Origin of the sequence: Prevotella intermedia ATCC 25611 = DSM 20706 (assembly GCF_001953955.1) — a bacterium.
Classification (GTDB): Bacteria; Bacteroidota; Bacteroidia; order Bacteroidales; family Bacteroidaceae; genus Prevotella; species Prevotella intermedia.
Genome location: NZ_CP019300.1, coordinates 980,855 through 995,857 on the forward strand (window position 1 = coordinate 980,855; position 15,003 = coordinate 995,857).

Annotated in this window: 11 protein-coding genes, 1 pseudogene and 1 riboswitch; of the genes and pseudogenes, 4 read left to right on the plus strand and 8 right to left on the minus strand. The window is 44.0% G+C overall.

Annotated features, from left to right (window positions below):
* Nucleotides 1-9: 9 nt before the first annotated feature.
* Nucleotides 10-624 (minus strand): hypothetical protein, encoded by a 615-nt coding sequence (locus BWX39_RS12395; RefSeq protein WP_036860230.1) that lies wholly within the window; start codon nt 622-624, stop codon nt 10-12.
* Between the two features lie 126 nt (nt 625-750).
* Here BWX39_RS12395 and dnaA point away from each other — a divergent pair, with 126 nt between their 5' ends.
* Nucleotides 751-2,157: a chromosomal replication initiator protein DnaA gene (gene dnaA, locus BWX39_RS04060; RefSeq protein WP_014710348.1), complete on the plus strand. Its 1,407-nt coding sequence runs from the start codon at nt 751-753 to the stop codon at nt 2,155-2,157.
* A 22-nt stretch (nt 2,158-2,179) separates the two neighbouring features.
* Here the strand turns inward: dnaA and BWX39_RS04065 are convergent, their stop codons facing one another.
* From BWX39_RS04065 to BWX39_RS04085, 5 genes are all read right to left on the minus strand, one after another.
* Complete coding sequence (locus tag BWX39_RS04065) at nt 2,180-2,830, minus strand: thiamine diphosphokinase (protein WP_028904813.1); 651 nt, start codon at nt 2,828-2,830, stop codon at nt 2,180-2,182.
* Complete coding sequence (gene pnuC, locus BWX39_RS04070) at nt 2,827-3,459, minus strand: nicotinamide riboside transporter PnuC (RefSeq protein ID WP_028904812.1); 633 nt, start codon at nt 3,457-3,459, stop codon at nt 2,827-2,829. Before pnuC ends, BWX39_RS04065 begins: the two co-directional genes overlap by 4 nt.
* Before the next feature lie 64 nt (nt 3,460-3,523).
* Nucleotides 3,524-5,881, minus strand: coding sequence for a TonB-dependent receptor (locus BWX39_RS04075; protein WP_028904811.1), 2,358 nt, complete (start codon nt 5,879-5,881; stop codon nt 3,524-3,526).
* A 19-nt stretch (nt 5,882-5,900) separates the two neighbouring features.
* A riboswitch (TPP riboswitch) is annotated at nt 5,901-5,999 on the minus strand.
* Between the two features lie 375 nt (nt 6,000-6,374).
* Nucleotides 6,375-6,914, minus strand: coding sequence for a hypothetical protein (locus BWX39_RS04080; protein ID WP_028904810.1), 540 nt, complete (start codon nt 6,912-6,914; stop codon nt 6,375-6,377).
* A 19-nt stretch (nt 6,915-6,933) separates the two neighbouring features.
* Entirely contained in the window at nt 6,934-8,922 is a 1,989-nt protein-coding gene (locus BWX39_RS04085) for an OPT family oligopeptide transporter (RefSeq protein WP_028904809.1), read from the minus strand.
* A 177-nt stretch (nt 8,923-9,099) separates the two neighbouring features.
* Here BWX39_RS04085 and tsaA point away from each other — a divergent pair, with 177 nt between their 5' ends.
* Nucleotides 9,100-9,789: a tRNA (N6-threonylcarbamoyladenosine(37)-N6)-methyltransferase TrmO gene (gene tsaA, locus BWX39_RS04090; protein WP_028904808.1), complete on the plus strand. Its 690-nt coding sequence runs from the start codon at nt 9,100-9,102 to the stop codon at nt 9,787-9,789.
* 27 nt (nt 9,790-9,816) lie between these two features.
* Here tsaA and BWX39_RS04095 read toward each other — a convergent pair whose 3' ends face one another.
* Nucleotides 9,817-10,323 (minus strand): zinc-ribbon domain-containing protein, encoded by a 507-nt coding sequence (locus BWX39_RS04095; protein ID WP_028904807.1) that lies wholly within the window; start codon nt 10,321-10,323, stop codon nt 9,817-9,819.
* Between the two features lie 407 nt (nt 10,324-10,730).
* On the minus strand, nt 10,731-13,319 hold the full coding sequence (clpB, locus tag BWX39_RS04100) for an ATP-dependent chaperone ClpB (RefSeq protein WP_028904806.1): 2,589 nt from the start codon (nt 13,317-13,319) through the stop codon (nt 10,731-10,733).
* Nucleotides 13,320-13,526: 207 nt separating this feature from the next.
* Between clpB and BWX39_RS04105 the strand changes: the two are divergent.
* Both BWX39_RS04105 and BWX39_RS04110 read left to right on the plus strand, forming a co-directional pair.
* Nucleotides 13,527-14,235, plus strand: a pseudogene (locus BWX39_RS04105) (carboxypeptidase-like regulatory domain-containing protein).
* Nucleotides 14,223-14,846: a radical SAM protein gene (locus BWX39_RS04110; protein ID WP_028904805.1), complete on the plus strand. Its 624-nt coding sequence runs from the start codon at nt 14,223-14,225 to the stop codon at nt 14,844-14,846. Before BWX39_RS04105 ends, BWX39_RS04110 begins: the two are co-directional and overlap by 13 nt.
* Nucleotides 14,847-15,003: the final 157 nt, after the last annotated feature.

Consider the following 15,003-nt stretch of genomic DNA (forward strand, 5'->3'; position numbering starts at 1 on the left):
TGTTCGCCATTATTTTTTTAAGCCATTTGTATATACAGGAAAAAGGTCATAAGTCTGTAAATATTTTTCACAAGCGTGTCTATTGTGTAATGCTTTTATTATCAATGCGTTATAAAACCTATTGTTTTGCATTCCAAAAGCGGCTGTTTTGCACGGTAAAAGCGTAGGTTTTGCATCGCAAAAGAGCCGCTTTCGTAACGTCAAAGCGCAGTTACCAGTTTTTAACAGAATTATCTTTACAAAATCAATGATGTTTTCAGCATTTGCTTCGAATAAAAAGGAAGAAAATTGTTCTTTTAATAACCTTTTATTAAACCAAGATAATGGCTTTTTAAAGGTGCAGAAATAACGTTGGAAAAATGCAACAATTATGTGTCTATTTAAAATAAGTCTAAATATGAAAGTTAAAGTTCCACGCTTTAAATAGGTATTGTAACCCAATTGACAATCAGTCTTTTTGGAGTCAAAAAATAATGTTTCATACTTTATTTGAATATACCTTAAAGTGTGATGTAAGTTATTGATATATAAGAAGTTGGATATACACAAAAGTATTTCTGCTTGCTTGAAAAGGTAAAGATGCGCTAAGCACCAAGCGAATAAGACTTTAGCGTAATTCAACATAATATTTTAGTTCACGGATTAATTTTTAGTCTGACTTTTTTTTACTAACTTTGCAACTGCCTTTAAATAAGGAAAACGATTTGATTTATTTACTAATAAGCAAAAATTTAGATATATATTAAAAGCATGAAAGTTCAACCCAATGCGCTCTGGGAGCAGTGTCTTCAACTTATCAGAGATAATGTAACCGAGCAGCAGTTTACAACATGGTTCAAGCCAATTACCTTCGAAGCGTTCGATGCGGCTACCAATATCCTATTGGTACAGGTGCCGAGTCCGTTCGTTTACGAGTACTTGGAGGAAAACTATGTTGATTTGTTGAGCAAAGTGCTTACTCGTATATATGGCAAAGGCGTTCAGCTGAAGTACAGAATTGTTACCGACAAGGCGCACAACCTTACACAGGACATACAATCGGAAACAGTTGATAATGTAGAAACGCAATTGCCGACCAATCGTGCCAACCAAAGTCCGACACCATTAGACGTTGCTCTCCAAGAAATAGACCCACAGTTAGACTTGCACAAGTCGTTTTCAAACTACATTGAAGGCGATAGCAACAAGCTGCCACGTTCTATTGGCTTGTCAATAGCAGAACACCCGAATACCACACAGTTCAATCCGATGTTCATTTATGGTCCATCGGGTTGTGGAAAAACCCACCTTATCAATGCGATAGGTCTGCGTATAAAGCAGCTTTACCCACAAAAGCGTGTGTTGTATATATCTGCTCGTCTGTTCCAAGTGCAGTACACAAATTCTGTTTTGAATAATACGACCAACGATTTCATCAACTTCTATCAAACAATAGATGTTTTAATCGTCGACGATATTCAAGAATGGATGACTGCAACCAAGACGCAAGACACGTTCTTCCACATCTTCAATCACTTGTTTAAGAATGGAAAGCGCATCATTCTTGCTTCCGACCGTCCGCCTGTGGAACTCAAAGGTATGAACGAACGCTTGCTTACACGTTTCGCTTGCGGACTTATTGCCGAGCTCGAAAAGCCTAATGTGCAGCTTTGTGTGGATATTCTGAACAGTAAAATCAAGCGCGACGGATTGAATATCCCTGACGATGTTGTTCAGTTTATTGCACAGACAGCAAATGGAAGTGTAAGAGATTTGCAGGGAGTAATCAACTCTTTGCTGGCTTACAGTGTGGTTTATAACAGCAACATTGATATGCGCTTGGCTGAAAGAGTAATTAAGCGTTCGGTAAAAATCGACGATGAGCCTTTGACACTCGATGAAATAATCGACAAAGTCTGCTCGCACTTCAACGTTACCGTAAATGCTGTAAACTCACGCTCACGCAAACAGGAGATTGTACTTGCCCGTCAGGTGAGTATGTACTTAGCGCAGAAGCACACGAAAATGCCTGCAAGCCGTATTGGTAAACTTGTTGGAGGACGCGACCACAGCACCGTGCTTCACAGTTGTTCGCAAATCGAGAAGCGATTGCAGGTAGATAAGGGCTTCATTGCCGAACTTTCAACGATTGAAAATTCGTTTAAGCTGAAATCGTAAGTATATCCTTGTTATTTAAGAACTATTCTTTCGGCTTATGGGTTTGATAAACCAAGTAAGCCGAATCGCTGTCAATGGTAAACGAATTTCCCACTGCTTCGTTCAATGTACCTTGCCATAACTCGCTGAAAGGGTAGATGTTCCATTTCAATCCTTCGCTTTCTATGTGCTTACAACCTATCTGAAAGATGCTTACTTGTTGTTTCGGAAAGGTAGCAAAGGTTGTTTTCCCTTGCGAAACAGTAAACCAGCCATAGTTTGTAACCATTGTTGGCACTATGTTCAGTTGCTTATAATAATGTATAAGCAGTGCAATGTTGCCCAAGGTATGGTCTTCCCGCTTTCCTGTTGCACCAAGATAGCAGAATGTAGGAGCATCTGGAAGATTGAAATGTTGCAACGCATACTTTGTTGCTTTGGTGAGGTCGTTATACTCTTGTTCCTCAATGGTATGGAAGATGTGTTGATATTTCGCCTTTGTCGTTGCTGAAACAGAGTCCCCATCACCCACAATTACTTCGGGTTCAATATCCATTTCCAACAGTTCTTCTATTGCTCCGTCGCAGGCTATCAAATGTTTGGCGTTGCGCAGAATACGCATTGCGGTTACATCGGTGGGGAAATCGCCAGCCGCAAGTATTACAACATCGTATTCGGTCTTTTGTTCTTTCATTGTTCTTCTTTACTTGTTTGCACGGTTGTCTGCATCATTCGCTTCCACTTAAAGTAGCCTGCAATGGCAATAAAGGCATAAAACGCATAGAGCGCAGCCGTGAATGGTATGCCTTTATAGAAGTAGAGGGCTGACAGTTCTATATCTGCCACAAACCAAATCCACCATTGTTCCAAGTATTTCTTAGCCAAAGCCCATAGCCCGATAATGCTTAACGAATTGCCGAAACTATCCAATACAGGTACATTCGAGTTGGTAAAAGTAATCAAAATATAGTAAACAGCACCCCATAAAGCTAAGAAAAGCACCATTGTAGGTATGATTTTTCGTTTCGGAAACCTTGTTATGGGCAACTCTTTATCGTCTTTTTGCCTTTTGCCGAATTGCCAATAGAGGAAGCCATAGATAGATACGATGATGTAATAAATCTGCATAGCGAAGTCGGCGTACAGCTTTGCTTCGTAATAAACAAAGGTATAGACCGCAGGCATCACAATACTTGTGAACCAAAGCCAAATGCTTGCTTTGTATTCCTGATAGATATAAACAAGCCCGATGATGGTTCCAACCACATCTAATACTTGGTAAGTGTCGGATTCCTGAAAGTATTGAATAATGTTGTTCAGCATTTAGCCTTTTTCTTATTGCATAAATCGACCTCTCTTCGATGATTTCGAAGAGAGGTTTTTTGTTTTAGAACTTCAACGTAATGTTACCCATCATCGTAAATCCTGCCATTGGCATAAAGCCTATTTGATAGTAACGTTTGTCGTTGGTATATTTATTGCTTTCGCTCACTGCACTGTAAACCCAGCCACTTGCTGCATAATGGCTGTTGAAAATGTTGTTGAAATTCAGTCCGAACAGAACTTCCTTCAGCCAATTCAGCTTCTTGCCTGTGTTCAAGGCATAGCTGAGGTTTATGTCTGTCTGCGAGAAAGCAGGCAGCGAACGGTCTTTGTTCTCGGAGTTATCCAAGTATTGGCGGCTTACATAGTTCGTATGCCAAACGAGTTGTGCCCCTTTATAGTGGAAATTCATAAAGCCATTGAGAATAGCTGAAGGCGAAAAAGCAAGGGTGGAATTGTCGTAATGCACTTTCAAAGGCATCTTGCTGTTGTCCCAATTGTCCACAAACTCATCGAAATCCTTAATCTTGTTGATGCTCAAAGCTGCATTTCCTTCGAGTGTAAACCACGATGTGGCGTTCCAGCCTGCAGTTAATTCGGCTCCCATACGGTAGGAATCTTTCACGTTAGTAGTAAGATTTTCGCCTATATCGCTCTGCTCTCCAGTCTGAACAAATTGGTCTTTGTAGCCCATATAGTAGAGATTGGTGCCTATGTGCCAGTTGTTGCTGGCATATTGGTAGCCCAATTCGATGTCGAGAAGGTGCTCTGCATTTGGTGCAGGATACTTTCCGTTGTCGGTAAAGTTGTTGCGCTCGGGCTCACGGCTTGCGTATGCCATCGACAAATAAGCCTTGTTTCTGCCATTGTGATAGCTGATGCCCGCCTTGGGGTTCACAAAGTTGTAGCTTTTGTTGATGTTCAGTATCTGGTTTGTGTAGCTTCCATCTTCCAATGCATAGAACTTATCGTTCTTTCCATCGGCTTTGTAGTTCACATAGCGATACTGCACATCGGCAAACAAATCCCAATTGCTGCACAAATGGTAGGTTGCTTTTGCGAAAAAGCTGTAATCGTTCTTGTTGCCGTCCGAGTCGTAGTACTTCAAACCAGTAAAGTCTTGCACCTGACCTTTGTTTGCAACGTATGTCAGATAGCCGAAGTGGCTGCCACGGAACTGTTGCAGGTTGATGCCTCCGAGCACGTCCCAACTGTCGTTCTTGTAGTTTGCGTTGTAGAGAATGCCGTAAGTGTGCTGGGTTAAGCCTTTCTTTCTGACGAAGTCGCTGCGCTTAACAGCCTTTCCGTTCTTATCGGTTGCAGTAAGACCGAACTTGTTGAACTTGTTGTTAGGACGGAACTCGTTGTAGTATCCGTGTCCGTAGGTGTAGTGCAAGGCTATGTTGTGCGACCAAGCAGTGTTGGGCTTCCATACTGCCGAGAGTATGTTGTGGTTCTGATAGAAGTTGTCGGTTGTCTTCTCCCAATAGCTTCCATTGTCCATTTTATAGCGGTAGGTTTGGTATTTCCCATTCGCATCGGTTGGAAAAGTCCATTTGTCGTAGTCGAACACCAAACCTTCGTAGAGCGGATTAAAGCGTCCCAAACCACGTTCGTACAAGTCTTTGTAGGTTTTTATGTCGCTACCCATCAACGATGCGTCGTTGTTTCCAGCCACAACACCGTTCCAAGCCTGTCCTGTTTTCTCGAAATTACCTATGTTCTTATATCTTATTTGGAAGTTATCGCCTAAGTATGTGAGCCCGCCATAGTAAGAACCCGACCTACCTGCTGTTCCGTGAAGAAATCCATCGGTAGCTGTTTCGTGGTAAGCACCGTCGAATACGAAATGGCTGCCAAGCAAACCCGTTGAGAATTTCACGCCAGTGTTGTATGTATTGTATGTTCCGAACGACCCACTCACCTCTGCCGAAGGCTGTTGGTTGGGCGTTGCTGTTGCCAACGAGATAGAACCGCCAAACGCTCCGTCGCCATTGGTCGATGTGCCGATACCGCGCTGAATCTGCACGCTGCTCATCAGTGCGCCATAAGAGTTCATATTCGCCCAGAAAACAGTTTGGTCTTCGGGCGAATTGAGCGATACGCCGTCGAGCGTTATGTTGATGCGACTGCCGCCTGCACCACGAATACGCATAGCTGCCGTACCCGTTCCGAGTCCATTCTCGCCCCATGCAAATACGCCGGGTGTGTGTGCAAAGAGGAAAGGCAGTTCGCGCCCAGTCTTTGAGAAGTTCGATAGTTCTGTCTTTTTAATGTTGGCAACGGCGAACGGAGCATTCTTTTGTGCTCTGACTCCTGCAACAATCACTTCTTGCAGTTCTTGGCTTGCCAATGTATCTACCTTTTGAGCTTGCACACTCGTTGCACAAGTCAATGCTGCAAATACCAATAGTTTTTTCATATTATGTATTTTGAATAATAAAATAGAAGGGGAGTTTCCCTACGACGGCATTATCCGTATCAGGTTTATGGGTCTATTCTCAGCAAGTTCAAACGAACAAGCACCCCTTAATTATCATTTTGATAACCACTGCAAAATTACAATATTCGTACGATATAGCCAAGAAAAGGCGCAACAATCGTTTGTTGTATCTGCCGAAAGTTTTGTCAGAAGAATTATTTACACGTAGAGAAATATTTTTCTACACGTAAATAAATATTTACTTACACATAAAGAAAGAATTATTTACACGTAAGTAATTTAGTGGAGAAAAACTTTTGCGAGCGTAAGTTGTTTAGAATGAGAATAAAACGTGCGAAATGACGGTGGTAGGAAAAGGTTGTTGTGAGGGGAGGGCGTTTCAATAGAGGTTCTTGCTACACCTTTGTGGTGGAATGAATGATAAATAAAAAAAGAGAATGTATTTGCTAAATACACTCTCTTTCTATGTTGTTTACTGAATATCCTTGCTGTTCTTATAGCTTTTTATATACTTCCCATCTTTATAAAGATGATAGGAGGCATAGTTTATTGACTTTAAAGAAACTCCTAATAAATCTTGATAAAAGCGTTCGGTGTACTTTCCTCGAACCTTTGTGTTATATTTGGAGTTATCTATGATGTGTAGCGGAAAATCTTTTCCAACAGCTATAAAAGCGTCAAGATATGTGTTTGTTATAATCAAGGGAGCATACCCTTTGGCGGTTACCGCATTTATAAACACATAAGGAGATATACAAGTCTCAGCTTTACAAAAAGGAATATAATCGTAGACAACAACATTCTTCTTTTCTCGAATATATTGTCTTACTTGCTCTGCAGTTATTTTATAGAGCTTTGTGTAATCTTGTATCTCAGAGATATTGCCTTTGTAGGTTACTACGTTGTCTTTTTCCTGTTTACTTAACTTATTATAGTCGGTGAATATACCACCTATGCTACAAGAAGTGAGTACTAAACAAAGACCAACTATTAGGAAGGGATTACGATACATTGATTATTCCAATTTATATTTACGCTTCTTTTTCCTTGTCTGAAAGTTTTGTTGCCGCAATAAAGTAGAGTATTAAAGCGATGTAAGCAACAAGTGCGAGAAGTTCAGAAAGGTGGTTTTGCCACCATTCGGCATGGTCGAACTCGATGCCGAAGAACTTAATCAGCGCAGAAACAACACCCATCAGCGCACCGCCCGCAATGAAGCCCGATGCTATGAGCGTGCCCTTGTCGCCACGTAACTTGTTGATTTGCTCGTCCTTAGAACGTGTTGTAACATACCAGTTCACCGCACCACCTATAATTAAAGGAATGTTCAGCTGAATAGGAATGAACATACCGAGCGAGAAAGCCAGTGCAGGCACTTTGCAACGGTCTAACACCAATGCAAGGACAGCACCTATACCGTAAAGAATCCAAGGCGCACCCTGTCCGCTCATCAATGGTTTTATAACGGCTGCCATAGCGTTTGCCTGCGGTGCTGCCAGCTGTCCGGAATTGAAACCGTAGGTCTTGTCCAACACTATCATTACACCTGCAACGGTTGCTGCCGATACGATAGTGCCGAGGAACTTCCACGTTTCCTGCTTCTTGGGTGTGGTACCGAGCCAGTAACCAATCTTCAAGTCGGTGATAAACGAACCTGCCATCGACAAGGCGGTACATACCACACCACCCATCAGCAATGCTGCCAACATACCCGAATTGCCTTTCAGTCCGACAGCTACCATAACCACGGAAGCCAAGATAAGCGTCATCAGCGTCATACCCGACACTGGGTTGGAACCGACAATGGCAATGGCATTTGCTGCAACCGTGGTGAAGAGGAAGGCAATCAGTGCCACGAGTACGATGCCAACAACGGCGTGCAACAAGTTGAACTGCATTACGCCAAAGTAGAAGAACAAGAAGGTTATCACCAAAGTTGTAATACTACCGAAAGCAATTATCTTAAACGAAATGTCGCGTTGCGTTCTTATCGCTTCTTCTTGGTCTGCACCCTTGCCCTTCATCTCTCTTGAGGCCAAGCTGACTGCACTTTTGATGATGCCCCACGACTTTACGATGCCGATAACGCCCGACATTGCAATACCGCCAATACCGATAGAGCGAGCGTAGTTCTTGAAAATCTCTTCAGCCGACATACTACCCACCGTGGCAATCACGCTTGGGTCCCATTGGTTCAGCACGGTATCGGGGAACAGGAGAGCCATTCCGGGAACTATCAACCACCACACTGCGAGCGAGCCCATACAGATAATGAAGGCATATTTCAGACCGATGATGTAGCCCAAGCCTAAGATTGCCGCACCTGTATTTACCTTGAAGACAAGTTTTGCCTTGTCGGCTATGGTTTCGCCAAAGCCAATCATACGGCTTGTAACGGTTTCGTTCCACCAGCCGAACGTAGCCACACTGAAGTCGTAAAGACCGCCTACAAGACCTGCAAGCAACAATGGCTTCGCCTGACTGCCACCTTTCTCGCCGCTCACAAGCACCTGTGTCGTAGCCGTAGCTTCGGGGAAGGGGTATTTGCCGTGCTGTTCCTTAACGAAATACTTACGGAACGGGATTAAGAAAAGAATACCCAAGATGCCGCCCAACGCTGCTGCAATGAATATTTGGAAGAAGTCGGCTTGCAATTCGAGCATGTAAATGGCAGGCATAACGAAGATACCGCCTGCAACAACTGCACCCGAGCAAGCTCCGATGCTCTGAATGATGACGTTTTCGCCCAACGCATTCTTGCGTTTGGTAGCCGACGACATACCAATGGCAATGATGGCAATCGGTATGGCAGCCTCGAATACCTGTCCGACTTTAAGTCCTAAGTAGGCAGCAGCTGCCGAAAACAGCACCACCATTACCAATCCCCAAGTTACAGACCACGTACTTACTTCTGGATAAACCTTGTTCGGGCTCATCACGGGTTGATATTCCTCGCCCTCTTTCAGTTCTCGGAAGGCGTTTTCAGGAAGTTCAATGTTTTGTTTTTCTTTATTTTCCATATCCTTAGTTGTATGTTATTCTAAAGGTAAAGTTTTGTTTCGATTTTGCAAATTTCGGTTTAATGCAGTCGCAAAGATAAGTAAAAAATAGCAAAGGCTGCATTAGTTGTCAATAAAAATTGCAATAATTATTGATCCGTGTCTTTGTTTTTGCGTTTTTTTATGTACATTTGTGGTATGAAAGAAATAGAACCGATAGCTTATTTTCGTTCTCCGTTTACCACGAAGTTTGGTATTCCGCGCCAAAGCGGATTGGTAAGCGAGTTGAGAGGACGCATTGTTTTTGAACCGAAATTCAACAGTGAAGATGCCTTGCGTGGTTTGGAAGGTTTCGATTATGTTTGGTTGATATGGGGTTTCTCGGCGAACGAACCTGTTGGAGGTAAGAAGTGGAATGAGGACGACAGCCTTATGGTGCGTCCGCCACGTTTGGGAGGCAACGAAAAGGTTGGCGTCTTTGCTTCACGCTCACCGTTCCGACCGAACGGTTTGGGCTTGTCGTCGGTGCGAATTGCAAAGGTTGGCAAAGGCATCATAGAGGTTTCGGGGGCTGACTTGATGGACGGGACGCCCATCTACGATGTTAAGCCCTACTTGCCATACGTCGATGCACACACAGGGGTGCGCGGCGGATACACGGATACTTATGATTGGGAGCCGTTGGCGGTGGAATTGCCCGACAGCATAAACGATTTCTTCGGCAAGGAAGAGATTAAGACCCTGTCGAAACTGCTCGCACAAGATCCGCGTCCGCACTATCAGCACGACGCCAATCGCATTTACGGAATGCTGTTTGAAAACAAAGACGTCCGCTTTCGGGTGGAAAACGGACGCTGTATCGTTGTGGAAGTTATTTCCTGCAAGTAGGTTTGTACCCCACGTGTAGAAATTCTATTACCTTATCTCAATCTTTTCTATGTGTGGTTTCGGCGCAGAGGGTGTAACAGGTGCTACGGTTGGTGCTGCATTGTTGCCGTCGGGGTTAGACGGTACAATTACGGGTGCGGCTTCTTCGCTCGATTCTTGCTTGCTGTTCGAGCCGTTACGTTTGTTTCGTTTCCCTCGAATACTGTTCAAAACCTTCTCGGCTTGCTTTGCTTCTTCGTCTTCTAATGAGTCTTTCGACAGCATATCGCGCACCAGAGTATCTAACTTGACAGCGTTTTTTTCTGCTAAATTAGAATCGGGTTCTATCGAAGTAAGGGTGAATTTGGGGTCGTTCTTGTGGTTGAAATAATAGAAAAAGCCGAAGCCGACAAGGAAAACGGTGCCTATAATGATGAATATCACCAACGCGCGACCAATGGTAGGTTCGTCTTTATCGTTATGTAAAGGTGCACCGCAATGAGGGCATTGCTGTTCTTTTTCGTTCACTTCTGTGTGGCAGTTCCGACATTTCATATTGCTTCTATTCTTTATATTTGTTCTTTTTTCGTTCCTCAAAAAGTGCGTTTTATCGCCACGGCATTGCTCAAACAAGTTTGGCGTTGCTCATTTGGCTTAACTAAAACGTTCGCAAAGGTACGTTAATTCATACATTAATCAAAATAAAATGGGAGTTTTTAAAGATTAAATCGGGGAGAGATATTATATGTTTTTTGACTCAATCTTTAGGTGCTCGGACTGATATGATATCATCTTCAGAAAAATATGACGTCATATTTTGGTAAATATGACGTCATATTTTTTATTCACTCTCGTGATAGGGTATCAGCGTATATATAAAAAGGTGGTTGGAAAGAGGTTGAAAGGCAAGAAAAAGGAGTTAGAAGGGAAGTCTATTTCCTCTAACTCCTTAACCTTTTTCGTTAGTTATGGAACACCAAACCATCGCTGAAGTCGTCGATGATGACAGGCTTTTCTCGGCTCACGGTCTCGGCAAGTATTGCCTTGCTAAGGTCGTTCAGTACGTAACGCTGTATGGCTCGCTTCACAGGACGGGCGCCAAATTCAGGGTCGTAGCCCACTTTGGCAAGGTAAGCAACCGCATTGTCTGTCCAATTCAATGCGAAACCTTGCGGTGCAAGCATTGCCTTTACACGGTTGAGCTGCAAGGTTACTATCTCTGAAATCTCGCTTTGCGTGAGTGGGAGGAACATTATCGTTTCGTCGATACGGTTCAGGAACTCTGGACGAATGTTCTGTTTCAGCATTTCCATCACGATGTCGCGTGCATTGTCGATAGTCTCCTGTCGGTTTTCCTCTGTGAGGTTGGCAAATTCCTGTTGGATATATTGCGACCCAAGGTTCGATGTCATAATGATAATGGTGTTCTTGAAGTTCACCACACGCCCCTTATTGTCTGTCAGATGTCCATCGTCGAGCACTTGCAGCAGAATATTGAACACATCGGGGTGCGCCTTTTCTATTTCATCGAATAACACCACAGAGTACGGCTTGCGTCGAACGGCTTCCGTAAGTTGCCCTCCTTCGTCGTAACCGACGTACCCCGGAGGCGCACCGATAAGGCGTGATACGCTGAACTTCTCCTGATACTCGCTCATATCTATACGCGTCATCATCGTTTCATCGTTGAACAAGTATTCTGCCAACGCCTTTGCCAACTCGGTCTTACCTGTACCCGTTGTTCCAAGGAAGATGAAAGACGCTATTGGCTTCTTTGGGTCTTGCAATCCAGCACGCGAACGTCGCACCGCATCGGCTACTGCAGTGATGGCTTCTTCTTGTCCGATGACACGCTTGTGCAGCTCTTCTTCGAGATGGAGCAGCTTTTCGCGTTCGCTTTGCAGCATTTTTGTAACGGGAATGCCCGTCCATCGGCTCACAACCTCTGCAATGTCCTCAGCCGTAACTTCCTCTCTAATCATAGCATCGCCACCTTGCGTTGCCTGCAACTGCTGTTGTATGCTCTTGATGTCGTCTTCCAACGCTTTCAAACGAGAGTAACGGATTTCCGCAACACGCTCGTAGTTGCCTTCGCGCTCTGCTCTGTCCGCCTCAAACTTCAAGTGTTCAATCTCTTCCTTGTCTTGTTGGATTTTGTTCACTAAGTTTTTCTCGCTTTCCCACTTCGCCTTGAAACTTGTTTCCTGCTCTTTCAGTTCGGCAATCTCCTTGTCTAACAGTGCAATCTTTTCGGTATCGTTTTCACGCTTAATGGCTTCGCGTTCTATTTCCAGCTGTTTGAGTCGGCGTGTTATCTCGTCTAACTCTTCAGGAACAGAGTCGCGCTCCATACGAAGCTTTGCTGCGGCTTCGTCCATCAAGTCTATAGCTTTGTCGGGTAGGAATCTATCCGATATGTAACGCTCCGAAAGTTGCACGGCAGCAATGCAGGCATCGTCCTGAATGCGCACTTTGTGGTGGTTTTCGTAGCGTTCCTTCAATCCTCGAAGTATGGAAATGGCGTCTATTTCATCGGGTTCGTCCACCATAACGGTTTGGAAACGGCGTTCGAGTGCCTTGTCTTTCTCGAAGTACTTCTGATATTCGTTGAGCGTTGTCGCACCGATGGCACGCAGTTCGCCTCGTGCAAGGGCAGGCTTTAGTATGTTGGCAGCGTCCATTGCTCCCTCTCCGCCACCAGCTCCGACGAGCGTATGGATTTCGTCGATGAAGAGAATGATGTTGCCTTCAGCATTTGTAACCTCCTTGATGACGCTTTTCAGTCGTTCCTCGAACTCGCCTTTGTACTTCGCACCTGCCACCAGCGCACCCATATCCAACGAGTAGAGTTGCTTGTCTTTCAGGTTTTCGGGTACGTCGCCACGGATAATACGTCCTGCCAACCCCTCTACAATGGCGGTTTTACCCGTACCCGGCTCGCCGATAAGTATAGGATTGTTCTTTGTTCTTCGTGAAAGAATCTGCAATACACGGCGTATTTCTTCATCACGGCCGATTACCGGGTCGAGTTTTCCTGCCCGTGCGTCTTCCACCAAGTTGCGTGCGTATTTCGATAACGCCTGATAGTTCTCGTCGCCGCTTTGTGTTTGCACCTTTGCGCCTTGTCGAAGTTCTGTTATGGCTGCTCTCATAGTTTGCTCCGTACAGCCTGCGTCCTTCAAAATGCGGCTTGCTGTTGAGTTCACAGTTAAGAGTGCGAGCAACAAAGGTTCTATGCTTACGAACTCATCGCCCATTTTCTGCGATTCGCTCATCGTTGTTTGCATCACCTTGTTTGCATCGGGAGAGAAGTAAGGTTCGCCTCCTGATACCTTCGGCAAGCGGCTAACCTCGTTTTGTACGGCACTTTCTACAACTTGCAGATTAATGCCCGACTTATGAAAAAGATAGTTTACCACGTCTTTTCCCTTTTCCATTACGCCTGCAAGAATGTGCAATGGCTCAATCACCTGTTGGCTGTTGCGACTTGCTAAAGCTACTGCGGCTTGTATAGCTTCTTGCGCTTTAATTGTAAATTTGTCTAATGTCATAGTTCGTTCCTTTCATTTTTATGTTCTGCTTCTTATCTATCAAACCTCGTTCCTATGTGTAAAGGTCTGACAAATTGGCGAAAATGCTGACGTTTTGACGCTTTTGCACTCATCTTTCTTTGTCTTTTGAAATATTATTTGTAGTTTTACAGTCCCAATATCTCTACTGTTAGGGGAATAGAGGAAGGCTTTAAAAACATCTGACTTATGAATAAAGGTAAATCGACTTGCAAGGTTTTGAAAGATATTCGCCAAAAGATAGCCGATGCAAACAGTATTCGTTACGTTCCGAAAGAGTGTAATTTTAAAGGCGAATGTAAGGGAACTTGTCCTGCGTGCGAAGCAGAGATACGCTATTTAGAGGACGAACTCAAGCGCAAGCAGCGCAATGGCTTCGCTGTAAAGATAGGTGGTATTGCAGCAGGCTTGTGTGCAATGGTTGTTCCTGCGCAAGTTGAGGCTCAGAACATAAATAAAGACAGCCTGAAAACTTCCGTTCCGCAAGTTAATGCCTTAGATAGCGTTGCCGTGAAAGACCTTTCCGAAGGAGCAGAAGATGCTATCGTGGTGCGTGGTTGTTTGATTTTCAAAGAAGACAAAGAACCCCTGATAAGGGCTTCGGTAATAGTTTTGGGAACGCAGAAGGGGCTTGCAACTGACTTAGATGGTAAATTTTGCTGTAAAAGTCCCCCAAGATGCGAGCTTGGAAATATCCTATATTGGCTTGAAAAGCAAGGTTGTCAAGGCAAAAGACTTGTTGGATAGGAAGAACAGAACCATCGTTTTAGAATCTGACGAACAAGTTTTATTGGGCGAAGTTGTACTGTCAGGCGTAGTAGTTACACGCAATGGAGACGATGTTTACAACCGAACGACACCTAAATACAAGTCGCATAAGAAGAAATGCAAGAAGTAAAAGCACCCATAATCGGCATTAATCGCCACCGACTGACTACCGATGGCGATGGTGTAACTACTCTTGTGGCTTTTCACGGATGTCCGTTGCATTGCAAGTATTGTCTGAATCCGCAATGTTTCTCGCCCGATGGAGTGTTGAGAACCATTACACCGAGCGAGCTTTACAGCGAGGTGGAGATAGACGACCTTTATTTTATGGCAACAGGTGGAGGCATTTGCTTTGGCGGAGGCGAACCTTTATTACACAGCAAGTTCATCGTGAAGTTTGCAAAAATTATGAATCCCGAGTGGAACATTGTATTGGAAACATCGTTGAACGTGCCTTTGAAGCAGTTGGAAATGGTTGCACCGCTTGTCAAGGAGTTTGTAGTCGATGTCAAGGATATGGACGAACAAACCTACAAAGCCTACACTACGCAAGGCAACGCTTTGGTTACGAGCAATCTAAAGTGGCTTGCAGAAAACGGATATGCAGATAAAACACTCGTTCGTTTGCCGTTAATACCTTATTATAATACAGAGGCAGCGCAAGAAGAAAGCAGAAAACAAATAGAAAGTATGGGCTTCCGCCGTTTCGACAAGTTTGAGTATATCGTGAAGCACATGTGAAAAGGAACGTTTGAAAGCAATGCAAGTTCGCAATTTATCACGTTCTTGCCACCTACGCAAAAGCCAGATGGGATATGCGGAATGTAGTAAATTACGCCTTTATATTTCACCTTGAAAAAGCAGGGAAACAACTCTGATTTTGTAAAGATAATTTATA